Origin of the sequence: Chitinophaga solisilvae, assembly GCF_009928525.1 — a bacterium.
GTDB lineage: Bacteria > Bacteroidota > Bacteroidia > Chitinophagales > Chitinophagaceae > Chitinophaga > Chitinophaga solisilvae.
This window is the reverse complement of record NZ_JAABOK010000005.1, coordinates 540880-565824: the sequence shown is the minus strand read 5'-3', so window position 1 is coordinate 565824 and position 24945 is coordinate 540880. Positions and strand designations below refer to the sequence as shown.

General features: G+C 47.6%; 21 protein-coding genes. 8 read left to right on the top strand and 13 right to left on the bottom strand.

Going from position 1 to position 24945, the window contains the following annotated elements:
• Positions 1-142: 142 nt before the first annotated feature.
• On the bottom strand, positions 143-1045 hold the full coding sequence (locus GWG06_RS13255; RefSeq protein ID WP_127038535.1) for a branched-chain amino acid transaminase: 903 nt from the start codon (positions 1043-1045) through the stop codon (positions 143-145).
• 563 nt (positions 1046-1608) lie between these two features.
• Between GWG06_RS13255 and GWG06_RS13250 the strand changes: the two genes are divergently transcribed.
• Together GWG06_RS13250 and GWG06_RS13245 are read left to right on the top strand one after the other, a co-directional pair.
• Positions 1609-5589 carry an RHS repeat-associated core domain-containing protein gene (locus GWG06_RS13250; protein ID WP_160713750.1) on the top strand — a complete coding sequence of 1327 codons (3981 nt, stop codon included), beginning with the start codon at positions 1609-1611 and terminating at the stop codon, positions 5587-5589.
• Entirely contained in the window at positions 5589-6161 is a 573-nt protein-coding gene (locus GWG06_RS13245; protein WP_160713748.1) for a hypothetical protein, read from the top strand. The genes GWG06_RS13250 and GWG06_RS13245 overlap by 1 nt, the downstream gene beginning before the upstream one ends.
• A 90-nt stretch (positions 6162-6251) precedes the next feature.
• Here GWG06_RS13245 and GWG06_RS13240 read toward each other — a convergent pair whose 3' ends face one another.
• Complete coding sequence (locus tag GWG06_RS13240) at positions 6252-7343, bottom strand: phosphotransferase enzyme family protein (protein WP_127038526.1); 1092 nt, start codon at positions 7341-7343, stop codon at positions 6252-6254.
• Complete coding sequence (locus GWG06_RS13235; RefSeq protein WP_127038523.1) at positions 7334-8236, bottom strand: nucleotidyltransferase family protein; 903 nt, start codon at positions 8234-8236, stop codon at positions 7334-7336. Before GWG06_RS13235 ends, GWG06_RS13240 begins: the two co-directional genes overlap by 10 nt.
• A 131-nt stretch (positions 8237-8367) precedes the next feature.
• On the opposite strand from GWG06_RS13235, the gene GWG06_RS13230 reads away from it, so the two are divergent.
• The 3 genes from GWG06_RS13230 (at position 8368) to GWG06_RS13220 (ending at position 11526) form a co-directional block, all read left to right on the top strand.
• The gene (locus GWG06_RS13230; protein WP_160713746.1) at positions 8368-9708 is read left to right on the top strand and encodes an alpha-L-fucosidase; all 1341 of its coding nucleotides are present in this window, start codon (positions 8368-8370) and stop codon (positions 9706-9708) included.
• A 136-nt stretch (positions 9709-9844) separates the two neighbouring features.
• On the top strand, positions 9845-10711 hold the full coding sequence (locus tag GWG06_RS13225; protein WP_160713744.1) for a 1-aminocyclopropane-1-carboxylate deaminase/D-cysteine desulfhydrase: 867 nt from the start codon (positions 9845-9847) through the stop codon (positions 10709-10711).
• Between the two features lie 65 nt (positions 10712-10776).
• Complete coding sequence (locus tag GWG06_RS13220) at positions 10777-11526, top strand: hypothetical protein (protein WP_127038514.1); 750 nt, start codon at positions 10777-10779, stop codon at positions 11524-11526.
• A 134-nt stretch (positions 11527-11660) separates the two neighbouring features.
• Here the strand turns inward: GWG06_RS13220 and lipB are convergent, their stop codons facing one another.
• Positions 11661-12359, bottom strand: a complete 699-nt coding sequence (gene lipB, locus GWG06_RS13215; RefSeq protein ID WP_127038511.1) for a lipoyl(octanoyl) transferase LipB — start codon at positions 12357-12359, stop codon at positions 11661-11663.
• A gap of 181 nt (positions 12360-12540) precedes the next feature.
• On the opposite strand from lipB, the gene GWG06_RS13210 reads away from it, so the two are divergent.
• Positions 12541-13611 carry an RluA family pseudouridine synthase gene (locus GWG06_RS13210; RefSeq protein WP_160713742.1) on the top strand — a complete coding sequence of 357 codons (1071 nt, stop codon included), beginning with the start codon at positions 12541-12543 and terminating at the stop codon, positions 13609-13611.
• A 205-nt stretch (positions 13612-13816) separates the two neighbouring features.
• Positions 13817-15445 carry a T9SS type B sorting domain-containing protein gene (locus GWG06_RS13205; RefSeq protein WP_158631642.1) on the top strand — a complete coding sequence of 543 codons (1629 nt, stop codon included), beginning with the start codon at positions 13817-13819 and terminating at the stop codon, positions 15443-15445.
• Here the strand turns inward: GWG06_RS13205 and GWG06_RS13200 are convergent, their stop codons facing one another.
• The 9 genes from GWG06_RS13200 to GWG06_RS13160 all read right to left on the bottom strand — a co-directional run bounded on the left by GWG06_RS13200 (position 15446) and on the right by GWG06_RS13160 (position 22254).
• Positions 15446-16396 carry a hypothetical protein gene (locus GWG06_RS13200; protein ID WP_127043773.1) on the bottom strand — a complete coding sequence of 317 codons (951 nt, stop codon included), beginning with the start codon at positions 16394-16396 and terminating at the stop codon, positions 15446-15448.
• Between the two features lie 121 nt (positions 16397-16517).
• Positions 16518-17366 carry an anti-sigma factor gene (locus GWG06_RS13195; protein ID WP_127043772.1) on the bottom strand — a complete coding sequence of 283 codons (849 nt, stop codon included), beginning with the start codon at positions 17364-17366 and terminating at the stop codon, positions 16518-16520.
• Positions 17367-17382: 16 nt separating this feature from the next.
• Positions 17383-17931: an RNA polymerase sigma factor gene (locus tag GWG06_RS13190; RefSeq protein WP_127043771.1), complete on the bottom strand. Its 549-nt coding sequence runs from the start codon at positions 17929-17931 to the stop codon at positions 17383-17385.
• A gap of 198 nt (positions 17932-18129) precedes the next feature.
• Positions 18130-18921: an anti-sigma factor gene (locus GWG06_RS13185; RefSeq protein ID WP_160713740.1), complete on the bottom strand. Its 792-nt coding sequence runs from the start codon at positions 18919-18921 to the stop codon at positions 18130-18132.
• Between the two features lie 102 nt (positions 18922-19023).
• Positions 19024-19575, bottom strand: coding sequence for an RNA polymerase sigma factor (locus GWG06_RS13180; RefSeq protein ID WP_127043769.1), 552 nt, complete (start codon positions 19573-19575; stop codon positions 19024-19026).
• Positions 19576-19645: 70 nt separating this feature from the next.
• Entirely contained in the window at positions 19646-20224 is a 579-nt protein-coding gene (gene def / locus GWG06_RS13175; RefSeq protein WP_160713738.1) for a peptide deformylase, read from the bottom strand.
• A 40-nt stretch (positions 20225-20264) separates the two neighbouring features.
• Entirely contained in the window at positions 20265-20675 is a 411-nt protein-coding gene (gene ruvX, locus GWG06_RS13170; RefSeq protein WP_127043767.1) for a Holliday junction resolvase RuvX, read from the bottom strand.
• Between the two features lie 140 nt (positions 20676-20815).
• A complete protein-coding gene (locus tag GWG06_RS13165) occupies positions 20816-21682 on the bottom strand; it encodes a UbiA-like polyprenyltransferase (RefSeq protein ID WP_127043766.1) in 867 nt (288 codons plus the stop codon).
• 35 nt (positions 21683-21717) lie between these two features.
• On the bottom strand, positions 21718-22254 hold the full coding sequence (locus GWG06_RS13160) for a TrmH family RNA methyltransferase (RefSeq protein ID WP_160713736.1): 537 nt from the start codon (positions 22252-22254) through the stop codon (positions 21718-21720).
• A 46-nt stretch (positions 22255-22300) separates the two neighbouring features.
• On the opposite strand from GWG06_RS13160, the gene mutS reads away from it, so the two are divergent.
• On the top strand, positions 22301-24910 hold the full coding sequence (mutS, locus tag GWG06_RS13155) for a DNA mismatch repair protein MutS (RefSeq protein WP_160713734.1): 2610 nt from the start codon (positions 22301-22303) through the stop codon (positions 24908-24910).
• The last annotated feature ends 35 nt before the right edge of the window (positions 24911-24945 follow it).

The window sequence follows — 24945 nt, the reverse complement described above, 5'->3', positions numbered from 1 at the left end:
TCTTCAAATCTGCTTCCTGCGCTCTCAAACCCTTTACTGTAAGGGATTGAGGTATTTTCGGTTTTACAGGGTTCAAGGGTCGCTTTTAGCTTTTAGCTGTTAGCGCGGTGGGCTAACAGCTAAAAAAACTAACAGCTAAAAGCTAAGCTAATTGTGCTTCGCGTTGAAAGGATTTTCCGAGCACTCTTGCTTTATAAGCCTGTTGTAATACTTTTCCGAGAGATTCCTGCCATGGTTTGCCGAAAGTCTGGCCATCCAGGGAGTCAAGCCCAATAACTTCTGCAGCAGTACCGCAGAAGAATGCAGCGTCAGCTTCTTTCAGTTCAGCGATGGTAAAGAGTTTTTCTTCGAGCGGGATGTTCAGTTCGTGGCAAAGTTCGATAACAGTGGCGCGGGTGATGCCTGGGAGAATGTTACCGGTGGGAGGAGTAAAGATTTTGCCGTCTTTTTCAAAGAAGATGTTAGCGCCCGGGCCTTCTGCAACATAACCGTTTATATCCAGGAGTAATGCTTCGTCGTATCCTTGTCCTTTTGCTTCCTGCGATGCCAGTATCGAGTTAACGTACAGGCCGGCCGATTTGGATTCTATCTTAAATGCTTTAGGATTAGGCCTTTCGAAGGAAGAAGTCATTACGCGCAGCAGCTTTTCGCCCAGGTAAGCTCCCCATTCCCATGCACATATCAGTATGCGGGATTCGGAGGCCGCCTTCAGCGTCATGTTCGGCGGACAGAACACCAGCGGTCTGATGTACGCCTCTTCCATATTATTCATTTCCAGCACCTTGTAACAGGCTGCTATCAATGCTTCGTTGTCAAATTCGTAAGGGATATGTATCAGTTCACAGGACCGCTGCAGACGGTCGAAGTGTTCCTTGGCCTTGAAGATCTTTACTTCACCGCTGGCGGTTTTGTACGCGCGGATCCCTTCAAATACGGCATATCCGTAGTGTAATGACTGGCCAAACAGATCTGTAGTGGCCGCTGTTGCCTTGAGGTATTCACCGTCAAGATAAAGAATGGTGTTGTCGTTGTAATAGCTATACATAAAATTGAATTGTTAAAAAGGAAATACAGTCCAAAAAAAAAGCCTTCCTCTTTGCGGAGGAAGGCGTTATATTTTTGTGATATATGCACGTGTACCTATCCTCCATGGTGGTGGCTAATAATGACAACGACGATAATCACGACCTTCGTGATAGCCCAGTTGAGCTGAGGTACGATGTGATTAAGTTTTATATTGTCTTTATTTACCCACATGGAGGTGCTTGATTTTTTTCTATCAGTACAAATGTATTCGTGAAAAAAATAAAAAACAACTACGCTTCAAATATTTCGTGAAAAATTAATCACATTAAGTGTTTTTGAAAATATTCAAAAAAAGAAGCCTTTTAATGATATTTTTACAACATTTCGCAAAAAGTGGCTATTATTCACAAAACTGCTGACAAACTTCCTGCCCCTCTTTGTATATTCTCATCATAACATTTGCTGCGGTGGCTGAAATTTTCCTGACTTTTATAATTCACCCGCTGCCATGTTTTCGTTATATTTATAATGTAATCCCAAACATTGTTTTAACCTGGCTTAAAGCCATAAAAACCATATCAGATGCTTGTCAGTAATAAGCATTTTATCCCCGTCATCGGTCTGGATATCCATTTTGTTATCCTGCTCGGATTTCCACTTCCCCTGCCGCATCCCTATATCGGACTGGTCATAGATCCGATGGACTACATTCCTTTTATCGGCGCTACCACCAGAATAAATCATGTGCCCAGAGGAAAAAGCGACACCAGCGGCAAACTGGTCTTCCTCTTCCATATTCCCATGGGAGGCCCGTTCCTGATGGCTCCCATGATAGGACATGAATCCGTGAATTTCTTCGGCAGTAAAAAAGTACAGGTGGAAGGTAACATGATGAGCCCCTCCGGGCACATGCTCATGACCTGCAATGATATAGGCTTACCCTTATCACTCTCTCCCGGAAAGAAATTCATTCCCATTCCCAGCCTGTTCCTGCCCACCTCCTACTCCATTCCGCTGTCTTTCGGTAAGCCGGTCATGGTAGGCGGACCATTTGCACCGGACTGGGCCGGCGTGTTACTGAACCTGATTATGTCCTACGGATTCGGCGCTGCCATGAAAGGCCTGGGCAAACTGGGCAAAAAAGCACTCACAAAATTCAACAAGGCGCTCAAAAAGAAAATAGGCAGCAACAAACTGAGCCAGTTCCTCTGTAAGAAAGGGTTTGAGCCGGTTGACCTGATACAGGGTATCGTGATTTACGATGGATGGGACTTCGAACTACCTGGCCCCCTTCCGTTGAAATGGGAACGGTCCTGGAATAGTGACAGCCCGTTTCAGGGATTGCTAGGGTATGGTAATCATCTGGCCTATGATATGCGGATAGAAGAATTTCATGCAGACGACGCTACCGCTGTCATCCTGCAGGACGGCCGTGTAGCCGTATTTGACACGTTACCTTATTCCGGTAACAGCGACTACAACCGGCATGAAAAACTGAAACTCACACGTAATAACGTTGACGAATACACGCTGTTTGATTATAAAACCCGGCAGGCGTTTGTCTTCCGGAAAATTCATCCGGCAGATGAACAATACCGGCTCATCAGCATCACCAGCGAAGCAGGGTTTATGATCAGTCTGCATTACAATACAGCCGGGCATCTTCTCCGTATCATTGACAGCATTGGCAGACACCTGCTTGTCACCAGCGATCACGCAGGAAGAATTATCCGTATCACTGCGCGCCACCGCGGAGAAGAGCGGCTGATGGTCACATACGGCTACAATGAAGCCGGCGACCTGACCAGCATCACAGATGCCCTGAATCAGACTACCACTATTGATTACCAGGATCATCTGATGGTAAAGAAAACCGACCGCAACGGCCAGTCCTTTTACTGGGAGTACGACAACAACCGCCGCTGCATACATACCACCGGTGAGAACGGCCTGATGGAAGGATTCCTGGAATACCATCCGGAAAAGGGTTTCAACCGCATCACCAATGCACGCGGCCATACTACCACCTACTACTATTCTCCCGACTTCGTCGTTTCTCAGATAAAAGATCCGCTGGGTAATTCCGTTTTCTTTTCCTACACGGAACACCTGGAAGTTTACCGCATCATTGATCCGGAAGGTAACGTTACCGGCTATACCTACGATGATATGGGCAACGCCACCAGTACGGTTTTACCGGATGGTGCTGTCTTGCGGGCCATTTATGACGAAGACAACAGAATAATCCTGTCCGGCGATGCCAGCGGCGCCACCCGCACCTACAGTTACTACAGAACCAACGGTCTGGCACATACCATCACGGAAGCAGATGGCCAGATTACCATGCTGCGGTATAATACGCATAACCTCGTCAGTAAAATTGAAACAGAGAGAGAAGAAAATATGCTGCTGGACTATGATGAAGATTTTAACCTGAGCAGCCTCACCCTTCCTGACGGCGGCACCAGTTCCTGGCATTTCGATAACTGGGGCCGGTGCCTGCAACTCCGCAATCCGTTGCAGGAGGAACAGTCCTTTCAGTATGATGCCCTCGGACGTGTTACCGGTATCAGGCTCCCCAATGGTAACAACATTCAGCTGCAATACAACGCCTACGATAATGTGACCACACTGAAAGATAAACATCACGAGGTCCGGTATGAATATACGCCCCTGGGGAATATCAGCCTGCGGGAAGAAGACGGCGCCAGCATACACTTCATCTATAATAACGCAGCAGAATTTACCGGACTGGTAAATGAACACGGAGAGATGTACAAATTTGTACGGAACCCCAACGGGCAGATCATCAGTGAGACTGGCTTTGATGGCATTACCCGCCAATATGAAAGAGATGCCGCCGGCAAGATCATCAAAGTACACCGGGCAGGTGGTAAATGGACCGAATTTGAGTACAACAGCAACGGTTTACTCAGCCGCGCATCATATGCAGACGGCAGCTGGGAAACCTACCATTACAATGCCAACGGGCAACTGCTTGGTGCTGCCACACCGGATACTACGGTAACGTATATACGGGATATAATGGGGCGGGTCATTTCTGAGGATCAAAACGGGTATACCGTATCCGGCCGGTACAATGCAGATGGCCGGAGAGAAGCCGTAAAAAGCAATCTGGGCGCTGTTATACAAACATCGTGGAACAATGCCGGCGATCTTAATGCTATATCCGCACTGGCCAACGGACATACCGACCCATGGGTGGCACAGATACAACGTAACCTGCTCGGACTGGAGATAGAACGAAGCCTGCCAGGCAATGTGAAAAGCTCCTGGAACTATCATCCCGGCTCCTCGGCAACAGGCACACCGGATGCACATGTAGTAACCAGCGGGAATAAAGTCTGCCGCAACCGGCAATATCACTGGGATGCAAACCTGCGGCTGAAACAGATGCTCAATGGGCTCAGCAACGGAATGGTGAAGTTCGGACACGATACTTTCAGCAACCTGGCATGGGCGCAATATGAAGACGGACAGTATGATTACAAGCTGCCCGACAAAGCCGGCAATCAATACAGAACACCGGCACGGAATGACAGAAAATATAGTGCCGGCGGACGTTTAACAGAATCTGACAATGCGCGCTTCATATATGATGACGAAGGACATCTCATTAAAAAGATTGTTACACAATCATCTTTCCCCGTAACCTGGGAATATATATGGTCTGAAAATGGTTTGCTTAAACAGGTAAAACGGCCTGACCAGAAAACGGTCAGCTTTAAATACGACGCCCTGGGACGCAGGACAGAAAAGGTTTTCAACGGACAGGTAACGCGCTATGTATGGAATGGTAATACCCCCTTGCATGAATGGAGTTATCCTGAAAAAGAAAAACCGCATACCATCGTTGATGAATACGGAGAAATAAAAAGCAGTCATGAAGAACCCGTTCCTCCCGAAAGCCTTATCACGTGGATATTTGAAGAGAAGACCTTTAAGCTGGCAGCAAAAATAACCGCTAACAGTCAATATGCAGTCATCACCGATCATCTGGGTACGCCCTGCGAAGCCTATGATAATAATGGCAACAGGGTATGGTCTGCTGAATTGGATATATTCGGGAATGTACGTAAGTTCGAAGGAGAGAAAAACTTTATACCGTTTCGTTTTCAGGGGCAGTATGAAGATCCGGAAACAGGGTTATACTATAACCGGTTCAGGTATTATTCGCCGCAGGAAGGGATGTATATCAGCCAGGACCCTATCCGGATATTTGGCGGCAACAGGTTATACGGTTTTGTAGCTGATGTAACTAAAGAAATCGATCCGCTTGGGCTGGCCGGATTTACTCCGGATCAGCAGGCACTGATTAATCTGGCCAACGAAGCCTCCAATAAGGGGAAAGTTGTTATTTCAGCTGCAGATGCAGATACCTTGTTGCAGATGGCGCATGAGGTCAATCAAAATGCGCCTATGCAAGTCAAGGTACTGGATCACAGATTCAGTTCAGGAAGTAATCCTGCACCGGGCCATTATGCACATGAAGGCCCTAACGGTCATATTCACATTCACAATAAACATATCGCCTGCAGTTAATGAAAACAGCAAACAGCATATTAGTAGTTGAACGGGATTATTCGAATACATGGCGTAACCTCCCGTTTCCGGTAAGGAAGAAGATATTGGGTTATAAAGGGTTTGACGGCATTCGCTGGCCTTTATATGAGGAATGGCAGGCGTCCGGCCGGGTTAGTTTTTCTGTTCACAACGAAGCCGGGCAATATACAGCGCTGGAAGAAGTAACAGATTATGTGACTCATCTGAGGATTGATCTTAATAAGGATCCGGATATACTTGTATTGAATGCTGATCCTGCTGCATCAGCGGAATTGATTTTCCTGGGATTTGATGTTGGCGTACTGGAAGAAGCAGGATCTCCTGTTTTCTTTTCCGGTATACTTAATGAAATCAGGGCTGATGGCAATCCCGCCCTTCAGCAGTTGCCGGCCAATCTGAACCGGTATTATCTTTTTAATACGGAAGAACAATGCCGGGAATACCTCCGGCTGCGTCAGGCAGCGGAACAAACGGAGGATACAACTTTCATAGAAACAGCCTATTCATCGGAAGAATTCAGTATTGTCGCGATATATCAGTATATCATCTGACGCAGCTCAGTATACTAACCCAATAAAAAAAACGGCCGTCTTCCGGGGAAGACGGCCGTTTTAAAGATTTCATTTGATTGTTCACGTATTCTAAACCTGTTCACTCACATGCAGACATTTATCGATAATGGCCTGCAATGTCTCTTGTTTTTCAATCAGGCGCTGCAGCAATACTAACTGGTTGCGGGCGCGGTCGTAATTCTGGTTGGCATACTTGATCGGGTAATACACATCACCGTTGAGATAATCAGTGAGGAACCGTATTCCCTGCATGTAGATCATGAACTTTCCTGCGAAGAACAGTTGTTCCTTTTCTACTTTCGTTAACGCATTCCCTATTTCCCCGAGGTATCCCTGCATGAGGGCTTCGAAATATTCCTCGCGGATAATGATCTGGCTGACATCTTTTTCTTCTTCAGAAACCGGGCAAACGTAGGTGCGTACCATGTCTCCGAGGTCAGAAATGATTTTTCCCGGCATCAGCGTATCCAGGTCGCAAACACAGATACCTTCATAAGTGTCTTTGTTAAGCAGCACATTATTGATTTTGGTATCATGATGCATGAGATGGTCCCTGAATTCAGGATTTGTTTTCAGCTGTTCATAAGTGACTGCGATATCGGAGTAGCGGAGGAAATCGTCAATCATCTTTTCTGCTGCTGCTTTCCTTTCTTCCCTGGCAGTTCTGATAGCTTCCTGAAAAGCGCTGTACCGTAAGGTAAGATTGTGAAAGTTTGGAATCGAAGCTCTAAACGGCTTCAGGTCGATGCCCGAAAGGTAATTGGCAAGGCGGCCAAACTGTCTGGCTGCTTCATATGCCTGCTTTGGGTTATCAGCCTGATCAACCGTTACGGAATCGGCAATAAACGGAATCATTCGCCAGTATTCGTTGTCTATCACATACAGCTCTTCCCCTGTTATGGTAGGAATGGGCGTAATAAACAGATACCCCGGATGATGCACTGCGAGATAATCAGCTGCCATTCTTTGATTGGCCGCGATTACGTCAGGTTCCTTAAATACATTCACATTGATTTTCTGTAAAACGTACTTGCTGCCATCCTGTTTCTTTTCGAGCAGAAAAGTGCTGTTGATGTGTCCTGATCCGAATCTTCGGACATTCAATCCTTCAGGCTCCAGTCCGAAAGCCTGAAGGATGAGTTGATTGGGTGTTATTTCCATAAATTGTCGGGATATTCTCCGTTTTTAACCAATGCCGACAAACTAGCCTGCACGCCCGGAGCATCTTCCTTGTAAGTAACACCAAACCATTGCGCGCTGGTAGGTAACACTTTTACCTTTCCTTTGCTGCGACGGATAAATTCATCAGCAACAATCGGAATAAAGAATTCAGATTTTGGATTGCCGATATTTTTATCCAGGAATTCGTTGAACAGTTCCTGGCTCAGGTTAAATACACTGGGATGGAAGCCCCAGAAGTTCATGGAAACAGGCGTTTCAGCAGGCAATGGGTGCTTGCTGCCATCTGCTTCTTCATAAACGATCTGGCCGTTGTCAGTGTAAATTTTTGTTCTTTCATTGATAGCAGACAGGTAACCGCTGGCATCCACGGCGCATACGCCTCTGGATACTGATCCATGTTCACTGATGGTTTTTCCCAGCTCATAACCTACTACACTATAGATATCTGATTTACATTCTCCGTTCAGGAAGGCCGCCATTTTCACAAAGGCGTCAGCGCCATAGAAATCATCCGCGTTGATAACCGCAAATGGCTCATTAATAGCGTTTTTAGCGCAGAGGATAGCGTGTGCTGTTCCCCAAGGCTTGGTTCTGTCAGCAGGCACCTCATGGTCGCCTGTAAATGCATTCATTTCCTGGTACACATAGTCCGTAGCAACACGGCCCTTCAGCTTTGGCTCAAAAATTTCCTTGAAATCCGCTGCGAAATTCTCGCGGATTATAAATACTATTTTACCAAATCCTGCGCGTATTGCGTCATAAATAGAATAATCAATGATAGTTTCACCGCTTGGCCCAAATTGCTGGATTTGCTTTAAACTGCCATATCGACTGGCCATTCCGGCCGCTAAAATCAATAAAGTCGGTTGCATTTTTCTGATATTAGTTTATAATTTTCAATTATTTACCTGAAAATATCGGCGTTAAATTTACTCTTTCTGGCGTATTTTCACACTTCTTTTTGTGGATCACACATATTTTAAGGACTAATTCAAACGGAACGATGAAAAGACTTTTAGTGCTGGGAGCTTGTGTCATGCAGCTTTTTACAACCGCCAACGCGCAACAGAAAACAAATCCCGACGAAATCAAAGAAAAAATGCAGTGGTTTGCCGATGCTAAACTGGGCATCTTCATCCACTGGGGCATTTATTCTGTAAAAGGCGTCGATGAATCGTGGTCTTTCCACAACAAAAAAATAGCCTATCCTGATTACATGGATCAGCTGAAAGGCTTTACTGCCAGCAATTACAACCCGCAGGCATGGGCCGACCTCATTAAAGAATCCGGCGCCCGCTATGCCGTTATGACTACCAAACATCATGATGGCGTGGCTTTGTGGGACAGCAAATACAGTAAACTCGACGTTGCCAACAGCACGCCTGCCAAAAGGGATGTACTGACACCCCTCTACGCAGCTTTGCGGCGCGACAGCATCAAATGTGGTGCCTATTTTTCGCTGATAGACTGGAGCTATCCCGATTATCCGCAGTTTCTGCAAGACAGCAACCGCTACGATATCAAGGCGCAGCCCGCCAGGTGGCAGCGTTTTCTCAAATTCTACGAGGGCCAGATGGAAGAAGTCATGACTAAATTTAATCCTGACCTCTGGTGGTTCGACGGCGACTGGGAACACTCCGCAGAAGAATGGGAAGCTGCCAAAATGCGTAAGATGCTGACCACCCACAACCCGAAAACCATCATCAACGGCCGCCTCCAGGGTTATGGCGACTATGACACGCCTGAACAGAACTTCCCGGTAACACGCCCGCACTACCACTGGTGGGAACTGTGTATGACCATCAATAACAACTGGGGCTGGCAGCCACAGGATACCAACTGGAAAACACCTTTCGAAATTATCACCATCTTCGTGGACGCTGTCAGCAACGGCGGTAACCTCCTGCTCGACATAGGTCCCAAAGCAGACGGCACCATCCCGGAACAGCAGATCAATGTGCTGAAAGAACTCGGCGCCTGGAACAAAAAACACGGAGAAGCCATCTTCAACACCATCGGCGGTATCCCGTTAGGCCACTTCTATGGCCCTACTACCCTCTCCAAGGACTCCAGCACCCTCTACCTGTTCCTCCCCGGCAAAACCAGCGGCCAGGTAGCCATCAAAGGACTTAGCAACAAAATTGAAGAGATTTCCGTTGTAGGCAACGGCACTAAACTCTCTCATAAAGTAGTAGGTAAAATCTCCTGGAGCCCCGTACCAGGCCTCGTTTACATAGACATCCCGGAAAATGTACAGGATAAATATGTAACCGTGCTCAAAGTAAAACTGGATAAACCTGTGAAATTGTACAGAGGGAAAGGTGGGTTTTTGACAAACGAATAAAGTTAATTACGAATTACGAATTGCGAATTACGAATGAGGAGCGAAGATCTAAGCGGATAAAGAATTTATTTCTTCGCTTAGATCTTCGCTCCTCATTCGTAATTCGCAATTCGTAATTCGTAATTAACTTTACATAATGCATTACTCAAACACCACCCTCTCCCCCATTCCCGGGCCTGTTACAGCCGCTATGCTCCGCCTGGACCTGCTGCATCCTGAGGTTTCGGGGAACAAGTGGTTCAAGCTGAAATACAACCTGGCGGCGGCAGCGGCGGCGTTATCGCCGGTTCATATCGTTACTTTCGGAGGGGCCTATTCCAATCATATTGCAGCAACGGCCGTGGCATGCAAAGAAGCGGGATACCGCTGTACCGGTATCATCCGGGGAGAACGCCCGCCGGTACCGGGCCATACGCTGCAGCAGGCGCAGGCTCACGGCATGATGCTGGAATATGTAAGCAGGGAAACATATAAAACGTATACTCAGGGCGGATTTCAGCGGGAAGGCGCCTGGGTGATTCCGGAAGGCGGCCACAACAGCTACGGCGCCAGCGGCTGTGAAGAAATTTTATCGATCCTGCCAACGGCAGATTTTACGCATATTATGTGTGCCGTAGGTACCGGTACCACACTGGCAGGGCTTATCAACAGCGCATTACCCCATCAGCAGATAATAGGTATTCCTGTCCTGAAAGGCGCACAATACCTGGAAAATGAAATAACAAAATTGCTGCATCCCGGCGCCAGACCATCATGGCAGCTGCTGCACAACTTCCACGGTGGTGGTTATGCGAAAACATCTCCCGCGCTTATAGATTTTATCAATACTTTTTATAAAGAAACAGGCATACCTACTGATATTATTTATACTGGTAAACTTGTCATGGCTTTTCATGAATTATCGCGTCAGCGCTACTTTCCGGACACCAGCAAAGTATTGCTAATACATACCGGCGGACTACAAGGCAATCTTTCACTGCCTTCCGGCGTTCTCTCCCTGTAAAAACTGTTCATTATATTTGAAGGGTAGTGTATTTTTGCCAACTTTAAGAGCTTACGGATTTAAGTATGAAGCAGGTAGTGCGTTTAACATTTGCTATAGGATTATTTTTATTAACGGTTACTCAGGGTAAAGCCCAACAGGCGCTGCCCCCGGTATTGCCGAACTTTACCGCCACCATTAAAACCGGAAAAATTCAGCTGGACTGGATCTCCGGTTTCATGGAAGTTAAAGAAATGGGTATTCAGCGCTCCCTCGACAGCGTGCTGAACTTTAACACTATTGGCTACGCCAGCTACCCTACCCAGACCAGAAACGCCTACATAGATAGCAAACCGCTGCCCGGCACCAACTACTACCGTATGTTCATCCTCTTCACCAACGGCCGCTATATGTACAGCAAAACCGTACTGGCCCTGTCTGACAGCACCATCCGTGCGGATCAGAAACTGGAATACGCCGACATCAAAGACGCCGCTAAAGCCATGAAAGCGGAAAAACGCGCCGCCACCGGCAAAGAACAGGAAAACAACAACCCGGAGCCTAAGGTCATCTGGCATCCGTCCAACTTCATCTACACCACTGCTGACGGTAACGTGAATATAAAACTCGCGGATGCCCTGCAGAAAAAATACACGATCAAATTCTTCGAGCCGAACGGCGCCTTCCTCTTTGAAATAAACCATGTCAAAGGCCCTTCGCTCATCCTCGAAAAAGCTATCTTCCTCCATGCAGGCTGGTTCAACTTCGAACTCTACGACAATGGCCAGCTCAAGGAAAAATGGAATTTCTTTATTCCGCTGAACTACAAAATGTAGTTGTCAGGAATTGCGAATTACGAATTGCGAATTACGAATGCAAAAGCGAAGACCGAAGCAAAGCTCAAATATGAGATCCGCTTCGGTCTTCGCTTTTACATTCGTAATTCGCAATTCGTAATTCGTAATTAATGCTATATCATTTGGGCTTCAAACACTTCTCCAAAATGCTTCATCAGTTTCCTCCGGACTTCCTCCATAGGTACTTCGTGGCCTACTTCAGTATGGAGGGAGGCTACTTTTTTATCGGCGATGCCGCAGGCGATGATGTTATCGAAGTAATTCATAGAGGTGTTCACATTCAGGGCAAAGCCATGCATGGTCACCCAACGGCTGCAACGTACGCCCATAGCGCATATTTTGCGGGCCTTTACGGGGTCGTGCGGATCCAGCCATACGCCGGTTTCCCCCTGAGAGCGGTCGCCGGTAAGGCCGTATTCCGCAATGGTGCGGATAACCACCTCTTCCAGGCAGCGGAGATATTTGCCTATATCCGTGAAAAAATTCTCCAGGTCAATAATGGGATATCCTACTACCTGACCCGGCCCGTGGAAGGTGATATCACCGCCGCGGTTGGTAGGTACAAAGCCTATACCCTGCTCTTCCAGCTGCTGCTCACTCAGCAACAGGTTTTCCATATGCCCGCTCTTGCCCAGCGTATATACCGGCGGATGCTCACAAAATAAAAGGTAGTTGGTCGTAGGTTTGGGGAACTGGTTCCCCGCCGTTGATTTCAACTGCACATTATCTTTCAGCAACTGTTCCTGGTAATCCCAGGTCTGCTGATAATCCACCAATCCAAGATCCTTTACTATTATCTGCTGCTTTTCCATAATTTCTGATCTGCAAAAATACTATCATCATTTGAGATTTGGTTATTTATTCATTTGAGATTTATTGGTATAACCGGTGAGCACCAAAAGGCAAAGGTGACTCCATGCCGGGAAACAAATCTCAAATGAATAAATAACCAAATCTCAAATGATGATAGTATTTTTGCTAAAATTTATAGGAATGAATGAAGAATTGCTGGACCTGGAAGATGAACTGGAAAACGGTGATGGCAGTGAGGATTTGTACGAGAAAATCAATATGGTCGTAGATAAAGGCCAGGAGCCTGTCCGTATTGATAAATTTCTCACCGCACGCATTGAAGGCGCCACCCGTAATAAAGTTCAGATTGCGCTGGACACGGAAATGGTATTGGTGAACGATAAGCCCGTTAAATCCAATTACAAGATCCGGCCGCTGGACAGGATCATCGTGTTCTCCAACAAAAACCCGGAAAGTACCGAGGTTTTGCCGGAAGAAATCCCTCTGAACATCATATATGAAGATGACGACGTAATGGTCATCGATAAACCTGCCGGCATGGTGGTACATCCTGGCTGCGGTAACTATACCGGCACCCTGGTAAACGGACTATCCTGGTACCTGGGCGATAAAACCAGGCCTACAGAGCCTGCCATACCTCGTTTCGGACTGGTGCACCGCATCGATAAAAATACAACCGGCCTGCTGGTAGTGGCTAAATCTGAAAAAGCCATGACCGACCTGGCCAAACAATTCTTTGACCATACCGTACACCGCAGGTACGTAGCCCTCGTCTGGGGCGACTTTGAAGAAGATGAAGGCACCGTGGTAGCTCACGTAGGCCGTCATCAGCGCTTCCGCAAAATCATGGACGCCTACCCCGACGGCGAATACGGTAAAGAAGCCATCACCCATTACCGCGTACTGGAACGCTTCAACTACGTTACCATGGTAGAATGCCGCCTGGAAACAGGCCGCACCCACCAGATCCGCGTACACATGCAGCATATAGGTCACTCCCTCTTCAATGATGATACCTATAACGGCAACCGTATCCTCAAAGGCACCATCTTCGCCAAATACAAACAGTTTGTGGAAAACTGCTTCGAAATAATGCCAAGACATGCCCTCCACGCCCAACAACTGGGCTTCATTCATCCCCGCACCCGTAAGCAGATGTACTTCGAAAGCCCCATGCCCGAAGACTTCACCAACGTTCTGGAAAAATGGAGAAGGTATAGGTCGGCGAGGCCGCTGAATGAAGACAATTGATTTTAATTATGAATTAAGAATGATGAATGATGAGTTAGGGCGAAGATTAAAGGGAGTAACAAAATTTGTTCTTCGCTTTAATCTTCGCCCTAACTCATCATTCATAATTCTTAATTCATAATTAAAATCATATATTAGCGTTTATTACCATGTCAACGCAATGACTAACCTATACATACGCAGTTCCATTTGCAGGTTTTATATATTGATTTTTTTGTTGGGCGCCGCACTCATATGGCCGGGAAAGGTCCGTGCCGCTACCCCTTTTACCACGTCTTCTACCTGTGTAAATGATACCGTCTTTTTTCGTATTAAGAATGAAGCTGGTATTGATTCCGCGAAATGGTACTTTGGCGACCCCGCCTCTCTGGAAAAAGACTCCGCTGCTGCGCTGAAGGCTTATCATATTTACAGGAATACAGGCACCTATAACAATACACTGGTTGTGTGGCGCAATGGTGTTGCCGAAACTACCGTGCAGACCATCACCATTGTGACGCCGGTTATCTTTGATTTCGGACCACAGGACATAACCCTCTGTGAAGGCGGCACCATGACGCTCAGCGCCCCTGTTATTCCGGGTGCTACCTACCTGTGGCAGGACAGCTCCACGCTGCCCGATATTCTGGTAGATACTGCCGCTACCTATAAAGTAAAAATCAACGGATGTCTGATACCGGATTCTGTCAACGTGTTCTATACGCCGGTTCCTGAAGTAGAGCTGGGTCAGGACCTGGTGCTATGTACCGGCGAACAGCTGATGCTGGACGCTACCGCACAGAACTGCACCTACCTGTGGTCTACCGGCAATACGGAGCCTACCCAGCAGGTACGCACCTCCGGTACCTACAGCGTAAGAATATTCCCTAAAGGATGCGCGGAAATTACAGATCAGATCACCATCACTTTTACCGGTCCGCCGTATCCCTTTACGCTGGGACCAGACCCGCTGCTATGCCCGGGAGAATCTATCAGGCTGGCGCCCAATGTTCCGGAAGCCACCAGCTGGCTGTGGAGTACCGGCTCCCGGATGCCGGCGATAACTGTTAACTACGAAGCCAATATCTGGGCGCTGGTAGAAATCAACAACACCTGCAGTGTGGTAGATACCATCTTCGTAAATTTCAACCGTCTCCGTAAACTCAATCTGGGTAACGATACAACCATCTGTAAAGGCAATTTCCTGGTGCTCACCGCCGATTTCGGGAACGGTATCTACCGCTGGCAGGACGAGTCAGACCAGGCTACCTATTACGTAACCAGGCCCGGCTATTATTATGTACATGCGCAGATAGGCCGCTGTGAGTCTTCCGACACCATCCACGTGGGTTTTGACGATACACTGCATGTGAACCTGGGGCCGGATAAGATGCTTTGTACCAATGAGGTATATCCGCTGCGGGTAACCGGCGCGGCAGGCGCGGCGTACAAATGGCAGGACAGCACCAGTGTGCCGCAGTTTGTGGTAACCAGACCCGGCGTATATGCTATCTATGCGTACAATACCTGTGGAAAGTCTACCGATTCTGTGGTGGTGGATTACATGGATTGCCTATGCACCATGCATTTCCCGAATGCGTTTACGCCTAACGGCGACGGGCGGAATGATTACTTCCGGCCTCTGTATAAATGTCCGGTAGAAAAATATACGCTGAGCATTTACAATCGCTGGGGAGAGCGTATTTTTTATACAACGGATCCGCAGGTTGGCTGGACCGGCAAGCTGCATGGCGATCCGGTTGCGGCAGCTACCTATGTGTATATTGTAGATTACCAGGAGGTACGTACGCAGTTGCCGGTGCATAAAACCGGTACGGTGACGGTAGTTTACTGATTACTGTGCTGCCTTAAAACCGAAGAACCTGGCGGTAAATTCAGCAGTTTCCCTCTTTTTAAACGGCACATCCCAGGTGCCGCTGTAGGTCACCAGTGCGGGGATGAGCAGGCCGTACTGTTTCGTCATCTGCACATTCATTTTCACGTTGAAATCGAATAGCATGGTTTTATAGGAGAGCGCGTATTTACGGCCTACTATTTCAAAATTATCTTTATTGAACCAGGTGATGAGTTCATCCACCACTACGTCTGCCCTGTCGATGCGGCTCAGGCCGGGCTTGGCCCTGGCGCTAAATACGTAGCAAGGGGTTCCGTCCACATAATTTTCTGCGGAGATAGAGAAGTCATAGAAGCGGATAACATCCCTGTCGAAGATGGCTACTTTTTGTCCGACGATAGGTACGCCACGGATAGGTTTTCCGGGGTTGAAGATGAGTTGTTTCAGCTGTGCCTTATGTTTGGCAAGGCTGCCGCTTTCTTTATCCGTGGATTCGCCGCTGGCGTCTACGCATACGGTGCCGCTGGTAAAGAACAGGTTAGCGTAGAGTTCTGCTGTATAATAGTTGTAGTTGCCTTTACGGGTGTAGAAGTCGCCGGTAACTTTTTCATCCTGTACTTTCATGGAGCGGCATCTGCCCTGAACGGTCTGGTGGGTGATACTTTTCAGCGATGCCTGCAACTGTCCTTTTTTATCCAGCATGCGGATGTCGTTATCTGCGCTGAAGCTGATGATGCGCAGATTTTTAAAGGCTTTGTAAAAGGTGGTATCTTCTTCCACCCTTCTGATAAAGCTGTTAACGTCGAAGCCTATACGTTTTGCGGCCACGATTACTTCGTCCAGGTTAACGGTCATCCCTTTATATCGGGCAGTGTCCTGAGCGGACAGTTGTTGCAGGTTTACCAGGCTAACCACAATGGTTACGGCTATACTTTTCCAGAAATGTGACATGCCCGCAATTTAAAGAAAAGCTGCATTATTCCGGGGGCATAAAAAAACAGCTCCGGTCTTCCGGCGGGAGGGCCGCCAAAAGCCGGAGCTGTTAAAGATCAGCAATTAAAATGTATGGTTATCAACCTGGCACTTTCCCTGCAACATACATCTGTTCCATAGTCGGAGCAGCTGCACCGCCTTTTTTCTCCAGGGTAACCGCAAACATCTGGGCAGCGCCGGTGATTTGCATTTTCTGGAGGAGCTGAGCAGTATCACCCATTTCAAACACACCCATACTAACCGGTTTACCATCTACGATGGCCCACAGCTGGTACTGTTTGTCTGCAGCAGGTTCAGGCAGTTTGTTCACTTTCACGTAAACCTGTTTGCTGGACTGGTTCCAGAATACAGTTGCCATTGCTTCAGGGAAGGCTTTGGTACCTGGCATCTTCACTTTCATTACATCAGGATCCTGGATAACATCCAGGGACTGCTGCATTTGTTCAAGACGCGTTTTGTAAAGATTTTCTTTGGACAGGATGGAGTTCTGGGATAATAGCAAAGACTGGTATTTGTCTTTGTACTCTTTGAATTCCTTGTACCTGTTAAAGAACACGTAGTTCAGAATGAGACTGCCAATCAGCAATGCAGCTGATGCGGCGGCAATCCATTTCCAGGATAGGCTTTTTGTTTCAGTCATGGACACTAGTTTTGGTTGTTGCATTTGTTGGTCAGTCTTTTGCAAGCTGTCCTGCAAATCGGGTTCATTATTGATTTGGTTAAATAAACTGGTTTTTACGGCTGCTTCGGGGGTGAGGCGTTGCAGGCTTACATATTCCTCCATATTGCGCCGGTAGGTTTCTACCGCGGCGGCGACTTCCGGAAATTGACGCATAGCGGCTTCCAGCTCCTGGACTTCCTGTTCGGAAGCCATTCCTGCCGCATAAAGCTCAATCAGCCCGGACGATATGAAGTATTGTGCGTCCACTATTGTTGATACGTGTTTACTTGTTTAAAATATTTCTCAGTTGTATGATAGCGTTTCTCATTCTGGTTTTAACGGTACCCAAAGGGATGTCCAGTACCCTGGAAATTTCTTCCTGAGTACAGCCTTTATAATAAGCCAGATCTATGAGCGTACGTTGTTCTTTGGTCAGTTTCTCCAGAATTTTTGAAAACCCGAGGTAATCGGTGGATTGGTATACGGTTAATGGTCCGCTTCCAGCATTTACGTCATCCGTAATATTTTGGATTTTCTGCTCAAGTTTGTGCGACTTGGAACGGAGTATATCGATAGCGGTGTTGCGGGCGATGTTCAGCATCCAGGTGAAGAGGCGGCCTTTAGTTTCATCGTAACGATCGGCGTAGCGCCATATTTTGAGGTATACGTCCTGCAGTACATCACCGCCGGTGCTGTCATTATTCAACACCTTTACGATCACGCCGTACAGTGCCGGGGAGTAGTGATCATAGAGGTAGCTGAATATTTTCTGGTCACGGGCACGTAATCCCTGTACCAGTTCGGCTTCAGTGTATGTAGCTGAAAAATCCAAGTCAGATAATGGCTATTGATTGAACATTTAGGGTGAACTCATAACATGACACAACAGGGCATCCCCAAAGGGCATAGCTGTTACAGTGCATAATTACCAGTGTCTTTCAGGGCTGGTGCTGATAATGGTTAATGGGGCAATTAATACTATGAAGCAATATACATATTTAAAACAGAAAACAAATGATTGTTTCCTGTTTTACCGGCTGATACTGGCAGCCATGATTACCTGGTTCATAGTCGGAGAATTGCTGCCTCCTTTATTTTCAAGGGTAATGGCGAAGCCTTCGGCATCTTCCATTGGTTTCATTTCCTGTATTTTCTGCGTCATCTGGGCGCCGCCTTCGAACACACCTGCATCCAGGAGTTTTTTATTATGGATAGCCCACAACTGGTAGGTTTTACCGGCCGGAGGTACGGGCATTACCTGTGCCATCAGGAATAAGGCGTGGCTGATTGGGTTCCAGCAAACGGTGACTACATGTCCCAGCTGTTCGCCTGCGCCTTCAATCTTGATCTGTTTGAAAGCGGGATCTTTCAGCATATCCGCTTCCTTTTGTTCTGCACCGGCACTGGTGAGGGATTGTGCTTCCTTATCGGCTTCCAGTTTTTCACGGGCAGCTATCAGGGATTTGTACCTGGATTTATAGTCAGTGGATCGGCTGGCGAGAAAGAAGTTCATAAATACGCTTCCGAGCAGCAGGATAATAAAGGCCGCAGCCACATATTTCCAGATACGGTCTGTGGATGGTTTCTTTTGTCCGTTCAGTTGTTTTACCGGGGTTTCCCTTATACGTTTGTTACTAACGGGATCGGGTACACGTAACTCTTGCGGCAACAGGGCATTCCCTTCCTGCGTGCCTTCCCTGCGGAGGATATCCAGCAGGCGATCCTTTATTTCAGCAGGCGGCGGACAGGCGTACAACTGTACAAACTTCTCCTTGTCAAGCTGCAGCGACTGAACGGCGGCTTTAACCTGAGGGTATTGCATGACAGCTGTTTCTACGTCTCCCTGTTCTGATTCAGGCAGGAGCCCGAACACATAGCTTTCTAAAATACCGGATGATATGTAACGTTGTACATCCACTTTATTTTACAATTGTTTTAATAGGATTCTCAACTGTATGATTGCATTACGCATCCTGGTTTTCACGGTTCCCAATGGTATTTCAAGCACCTTGGCTATTTCTTCCTGGGTACAACCTTTGAAATAGGCAAGGTCAATAATGATCCGTTGATCTTTGGGCAGGCCGTCTATCACTTTGGTAAGTCCCAGGTGGTCCACAGGAAGGTGTACAGCTAGTTGGGGTTCATACATGAGTGAGGTGCTGGTAACGTCCTGGACTTTCTGGTCGAGTTTATGCGCTTTTGACCGGAGACTGTCAATGGCTGTATTGCGGGCTATGTTCAACATCCAGGTGAAGAGACGGCCTTTGGAAGCGTCGTACCTGTCGATGTTGCGCCAGATTTTTATAAATACTTCCTGCAGCACATCTCCTGCGGAAGCTTCATCCGTAACTATTTTGAGTGCAACGCCATATAATGCGGGTGAATAATGGTCGTACAGATAGCTGAATATTTTTTCATCCCTGGCTTGCAGGCCCTGAACAAGTTCTATTTCAGTATATGTTAAGGTAGCTCCCAAAATGGATACGGATGTTTATGCTTTGCTAATACCAAAATAACGGGTTTTATTTACATTACAAAATTATTTCCTATTTGGGAAACAGCATTTTGTAATCCACGCGTATTTTGCCTTTGGAGATATCATCGAGCTTGCTCTTTAACATTCTGCGCTTCAATGGCTTGAGGTGATCTATAAAAAGTTTGCCGTCTATATGGTCATATTCATGCAAAATAACACGGGCGGTTACACCGGTAAATGTTTGCTGACGAGGTTCGAAATTTTCGTTCACATAGCGCAGGGTAACGGTTTCGGGACGGTTAACATCTTCTCTTACTTTAGGGATACTGAGACAACCTTCGTTATAGGCCCAATCGTCGCCGCCTGTTTCCACTATATGCGCATTGATAAAAACTTCTTTTATGCCATTATCTCCGGGATAATCGTTTTTCTCATCATCTTCCAGATTATTAATAATCTGTTCACTATCCACTACAAATAAACGGATTGCTTTGTTCACCTGAGGCGCTGCAATACCTACCCCATTAGAGGCGTACATGGTTTCCCACATATTGGCTATCAATGTTTTCAGCTCAGGATAATCGGATGTAATATCTTCTCCCACCTTTCTTAATACCGGGTGTCCGTAAGCAACTATTGGCAATATCATGTTTCTGGTTCTTGGTTTAATCTGCGAAATTACGATTTTTCTACCTGTATTGCAGATACTCCTGCAATATAATAGTAGCGCTGATTTCGTCCACCAGTCCCTTGTTCTGGCGGTCCTTCTTCTTCAGCCCGCTGTCTATCATACTCTGGAAAGCGATTTTGGAAGTAAAGCGTTCATCTATCTTTTTAATGGGAATATCCGGGAAGTTTTTCCGGAGAATACGGATACATTCCTCCACCAGGGGCGTAGCGTGGGTATCTTCTCCCTTCAGGCTCTTCGGCTCGCCGATGACAATCGTTTCCACCTGTTCCGCCGCAAAATATTTCTTCAGGTAAGGAATCAGGTCGTGTGTAGCCACCGTTGTCAGCCCGCTGGCAATCAGCTGCAACGGATCCGTTACCGCCAGTCCTGTTCTCTTCTTCCCGTAATCTATCGCCATTATCCTTGCCATAATATTTGGTTATTTTATTATTTGTTTATTTGAGATATTATTTCGTTTTGCTGATTGATGTCTGACATTTAAAAATACAGCGGAGACATTCGTAAAGATCTCCGCTGTATTTAAATAATCAAATATCAAATAAACAAATATCAGATAAAGATGAGCATGTCCGCTATTGCAAACACTGCAAACACCACGCTGGCAATACCATTCGTGGTCATAAACATAATATTCACCCGGCTCAGGTCATGTGGTTTTACCAGGAGGTGCTGGGAAATCAGCATCACGATGAATACTGCTGCGCCGATCCAGTAAATCCAGTGGAAGTGGCCGGCCAGTCCGATGGTGATAACCAGGGCGGCAGCTATAACATGCAGCAGTTCAGAAAAGCGCAGCGCTCCTGAAAGGCCCAGCCAGGCAGGAATAGAATTCAGGCGCTGGGATTTGTCAAAGTCCTCGTCCTGTAAAGAGTAGATAATATCGAAGCCGGAAACCCAGCACAGTACCAGTACCGATACCAGTACCGGCAGCAGGGCAAATTCGCCTGTTACTGCCAGGTAAGCCCCGATTGGGGCCAGCGACAGGCCCACGCCCAGTACCAGGTGACAAAGCGGCGTGAAACGCTTGGTAAAGCTATATCCCAGTACTACTATCAGCGCCACCGGCGACAGGAAGAAGCATACCGGATTGATAAACCAGGTGGTCAGCACAAACAACATCACGTTGATCAGGATAAAGAACATGGCATTCCTCGGAGATATAACACCGGCAGGGATTTCCCTTTTGGCGGTACGCGGATTCAGTTTATCGATATCTACATCCAGCCAGCGGTTGAAAGCCATGGCCGCGCTGCGCGCAAAGACCATGCACAGGATCACCAGCACAAACAGCCGCCAGCTGAAATGGCCGCCGCCCAGGGTGGTAGCCATGAAAAATCCCGTCAGGGCAAAAGGCATGGCGAAAATCGTGTGGGCGAACTTCACCAGCGAAAGATACTTATTAATAGTGGTCAACATATGTTGCGCTTTATTGAATACGATAATATAAACGGCTACCTGGCAGCACGCAGTTTTACAAAGATATCCCAAACTATGATACCGGTGCTGACAGATACATTCAGGGAATGTTTCATACCTGACTGCGGAATTTCGATACAGCCATCAGCTATTTTCATGACTTCCTGATCCACTCCGCTGACTTCATTCCCGAAAACCAGCGCCAGCGGCTGATCTGACGGGGGCATAAAGGCATCCAGCATTGTACTGCCAATGGCCTGCTCTATCGTCAGAATGCGGTAGCCCGCAGCCTTCAGGGCCAGTACTGCCTCCATGGTGGTGGGGAAATACTGCCATTCTACCGTTTCGGTGGCGCCCAGCGCCGTTTTATTAATATCCCTGTGCGGAGGCACAGGCGTATAACCGCATAACACCAGCCCCTGGAGTAAAAATGCATCAGCCGTGCGGAATACCGAACCCACATTATGCATACTGCGTATGTTATCCAGTACCAGCACTACCGGCGTTTTATCTGCTGCCTTGAACTCATCGACCGTTTTACGGCCCAGTTCATCCATGCTTAATTTTCTCATGATCTGCAAAGATAACCGGATCAGCTGAGTTTTATATATTTGCGGCATGGCAAAAAGTAAATCGGAAGAAACGCCACTTATGCAGCAGCATAAGGCAATAAAAGATAAATACCCTGATGCAATCCTGTTGTTCCGTGTCGGTGATTTCTATGAAACCTTCGGTGAAGACGCTGTGATCGCGTCCAGAGTACTGGGCATAGTATTGACAAAAAGAGCCAATGGCACCGCCGCATATGTTGAACTGGCGGGGTTTCCCCACCACTCGCTCGACACCTACCTGCACAAACTGGTAAAAGCAGGATACAGGGTGGCGGTTTGCGACCAGCTGGAAGATCCAAAATCAGTAAAAGGCATCGTAAAACGGGGCGTAACCGAAATGGTGACACCCGGCGTAGCCGTCAACGATAAACTGCTGGAAAACGCCAGCAACAACTTCCTCGCCGCCGTTCATTTCGGCCAGGACATCACCGGTGTATCCTTCCTGGATATTTCCACCGGCGAATTCATCATCGCAGAAGGCAGCACGGAATATGTGGATAAACTTCTGCAGAGCTTCCGCCCTGCAGAAGTGGTGTTCGCCAGACAGCAGCAGAAACATTTCAAGGCCACCTTCGGCGCAAAATTCTATACCTATAACCTGGATGAGTGGATATTTACCACCTCCTACGCCGAAGAAATACTGCTCAAGCACTTTCAGACCCACTCCCTGAAAGGATTCGGGATAGAAGGCATGAACGCCGCCATCATCGCAGCCGGCGCTACCATGCACTACCTGAAGGATACCGAACATCCGCATCTGCAGCATATTACCGGCATACAACGCATTGATCAGCAAGACTTCCTCTGGATGGACCGCTTCACCGTGCGCAACCTGGAACTCCTGCACAGCAGCGTGGAAAACGGTCATACCCTGCTCAAGGTACTGGACAACACCGTTACCCCAATGGGCGCCCGCCTGCTCAAACGCTGGCTGGTATTCCCCCTGCGCGACATACTCCAGATCAATGAGCGCCTGGACACCGTGGAATATTTCATTAAAGAAACCGACCTCTTTAAATCCCTTCAGCACCACCTGAAACAAACAGGGGACCTGGAAAGGCTGGTATCCAAAATACCCCTGCGCAAGATCAATCCCCGCGAAGTGATGCAGCTGGCCCGTTCCCTGCAACAGGTACAGGCCGTACAGGAACTGCTTTCCGCCACCGCAAACAACTACCTGTTACGCCTCAACGAAAAGCTGAACGCCTGCCCCCCTATCCTCGACCGGATACTGAACGAAGTCATGGAAAACCCGCCGGTACTGGTTAACAAGGGCGGCGTTATCCGCGAAGGCGTAAATGCAGAACTGGATGAACTGCGCGGCATCGCCACCAAAGGAAAGGACTACCTGCTGCAGATACAGCAGAAAGAATCGGAAGCCACCGGCATCCCATCCCTGAAAATAGCATTCAACAATGTGTTCGGCTACTACCTGGAAGTAACCAACACCCACAAAAATAAAGTACCGGACACCTGGATACGCAAACAGACACTGGCCAACGCCGAACGTTACATCACACCGGAACTGAAAGAATACGAAGAAAAAATTGTAGGCGCAGAAGATAAAATCCTGGCGCTGGAAACAAAACTGTTCGACGAGCTGCTGCTTGCCCTGCAACCCTTCATTGAGCCGGTACAGCAGGATGCACAGATATTTGCCAGAATAGACTGCCTCCTTTGCTTTGCCCACAACGCCATGCAATACAGGTACCGCCGCCCGGTAATTAACGACGGCTTCGCCATGAACATCACCGAAGGACGCCATCCGGTTATAGAAAGGGGACTGCCTCCGGGGGAATCCTATGTGGCCAATGATATGCAGCTCGACAAAGACAAGCAGCAGATCATCATCCTCACCGGACCTAATATGAGCGGTAAGTCCGCCCTGCTGCGGCAAACAGCCCTCATCACCCTTATGGCCCATATGGGTAGCTTTGTACCCGCTGGCAGCGCGGAAATCGGGCTGACAGACAAAATATTCACCCGCGTGGGAGCATCCGACAACCTGAGCGGAGGCGAATCCACCTTCATGGTAGAGATGAACGAAACTGCCAGCATCATCAATACCATCACTCCCCGGAGCCTGGTGATACTCGATGAAATAGGCCGCGGCACCAGCACTTACGACGGTATCTCCATCGCATGGAGTATAGTGGAATACCTCCACGACATGACGGAGCACCGCCCGAAAACCCTGTTTGCCACGCACTACCATGAACTGAATGAACTGGAAAACAAACACGAACGCGTAAAGAACTTCCATATCACCAATATGGAATCAGGCAATAAGATCATCTTCCTGCGCAAGCTCGCCCCCGGCGGCAGCCGCCACAGCTTTGGTATTCACGTAGCCCGCATGGCCGGTATGCCACCGGAACTGATTAACCGTGCCAACGAAGTGCTGGCCAACCTGGAAGAAAAACACATTGATGCGCCGCTGCAGAAAAACATCAAAAACATCGCCACCGCCACCCAGAAGCTGCAGCTCAATATTTTTGATGCTCACAGCGACACCTTCCAGCAAATCAGGGAAAAACTGGATCACGTAGACATCAACCGGCTCACACCTGTTGAAGCCCTGCTCAAACTCAGCGAAATAAAAGAGATGATCAACTGAATGTGATTATTTAACTAATTGAGATTTATATCCAA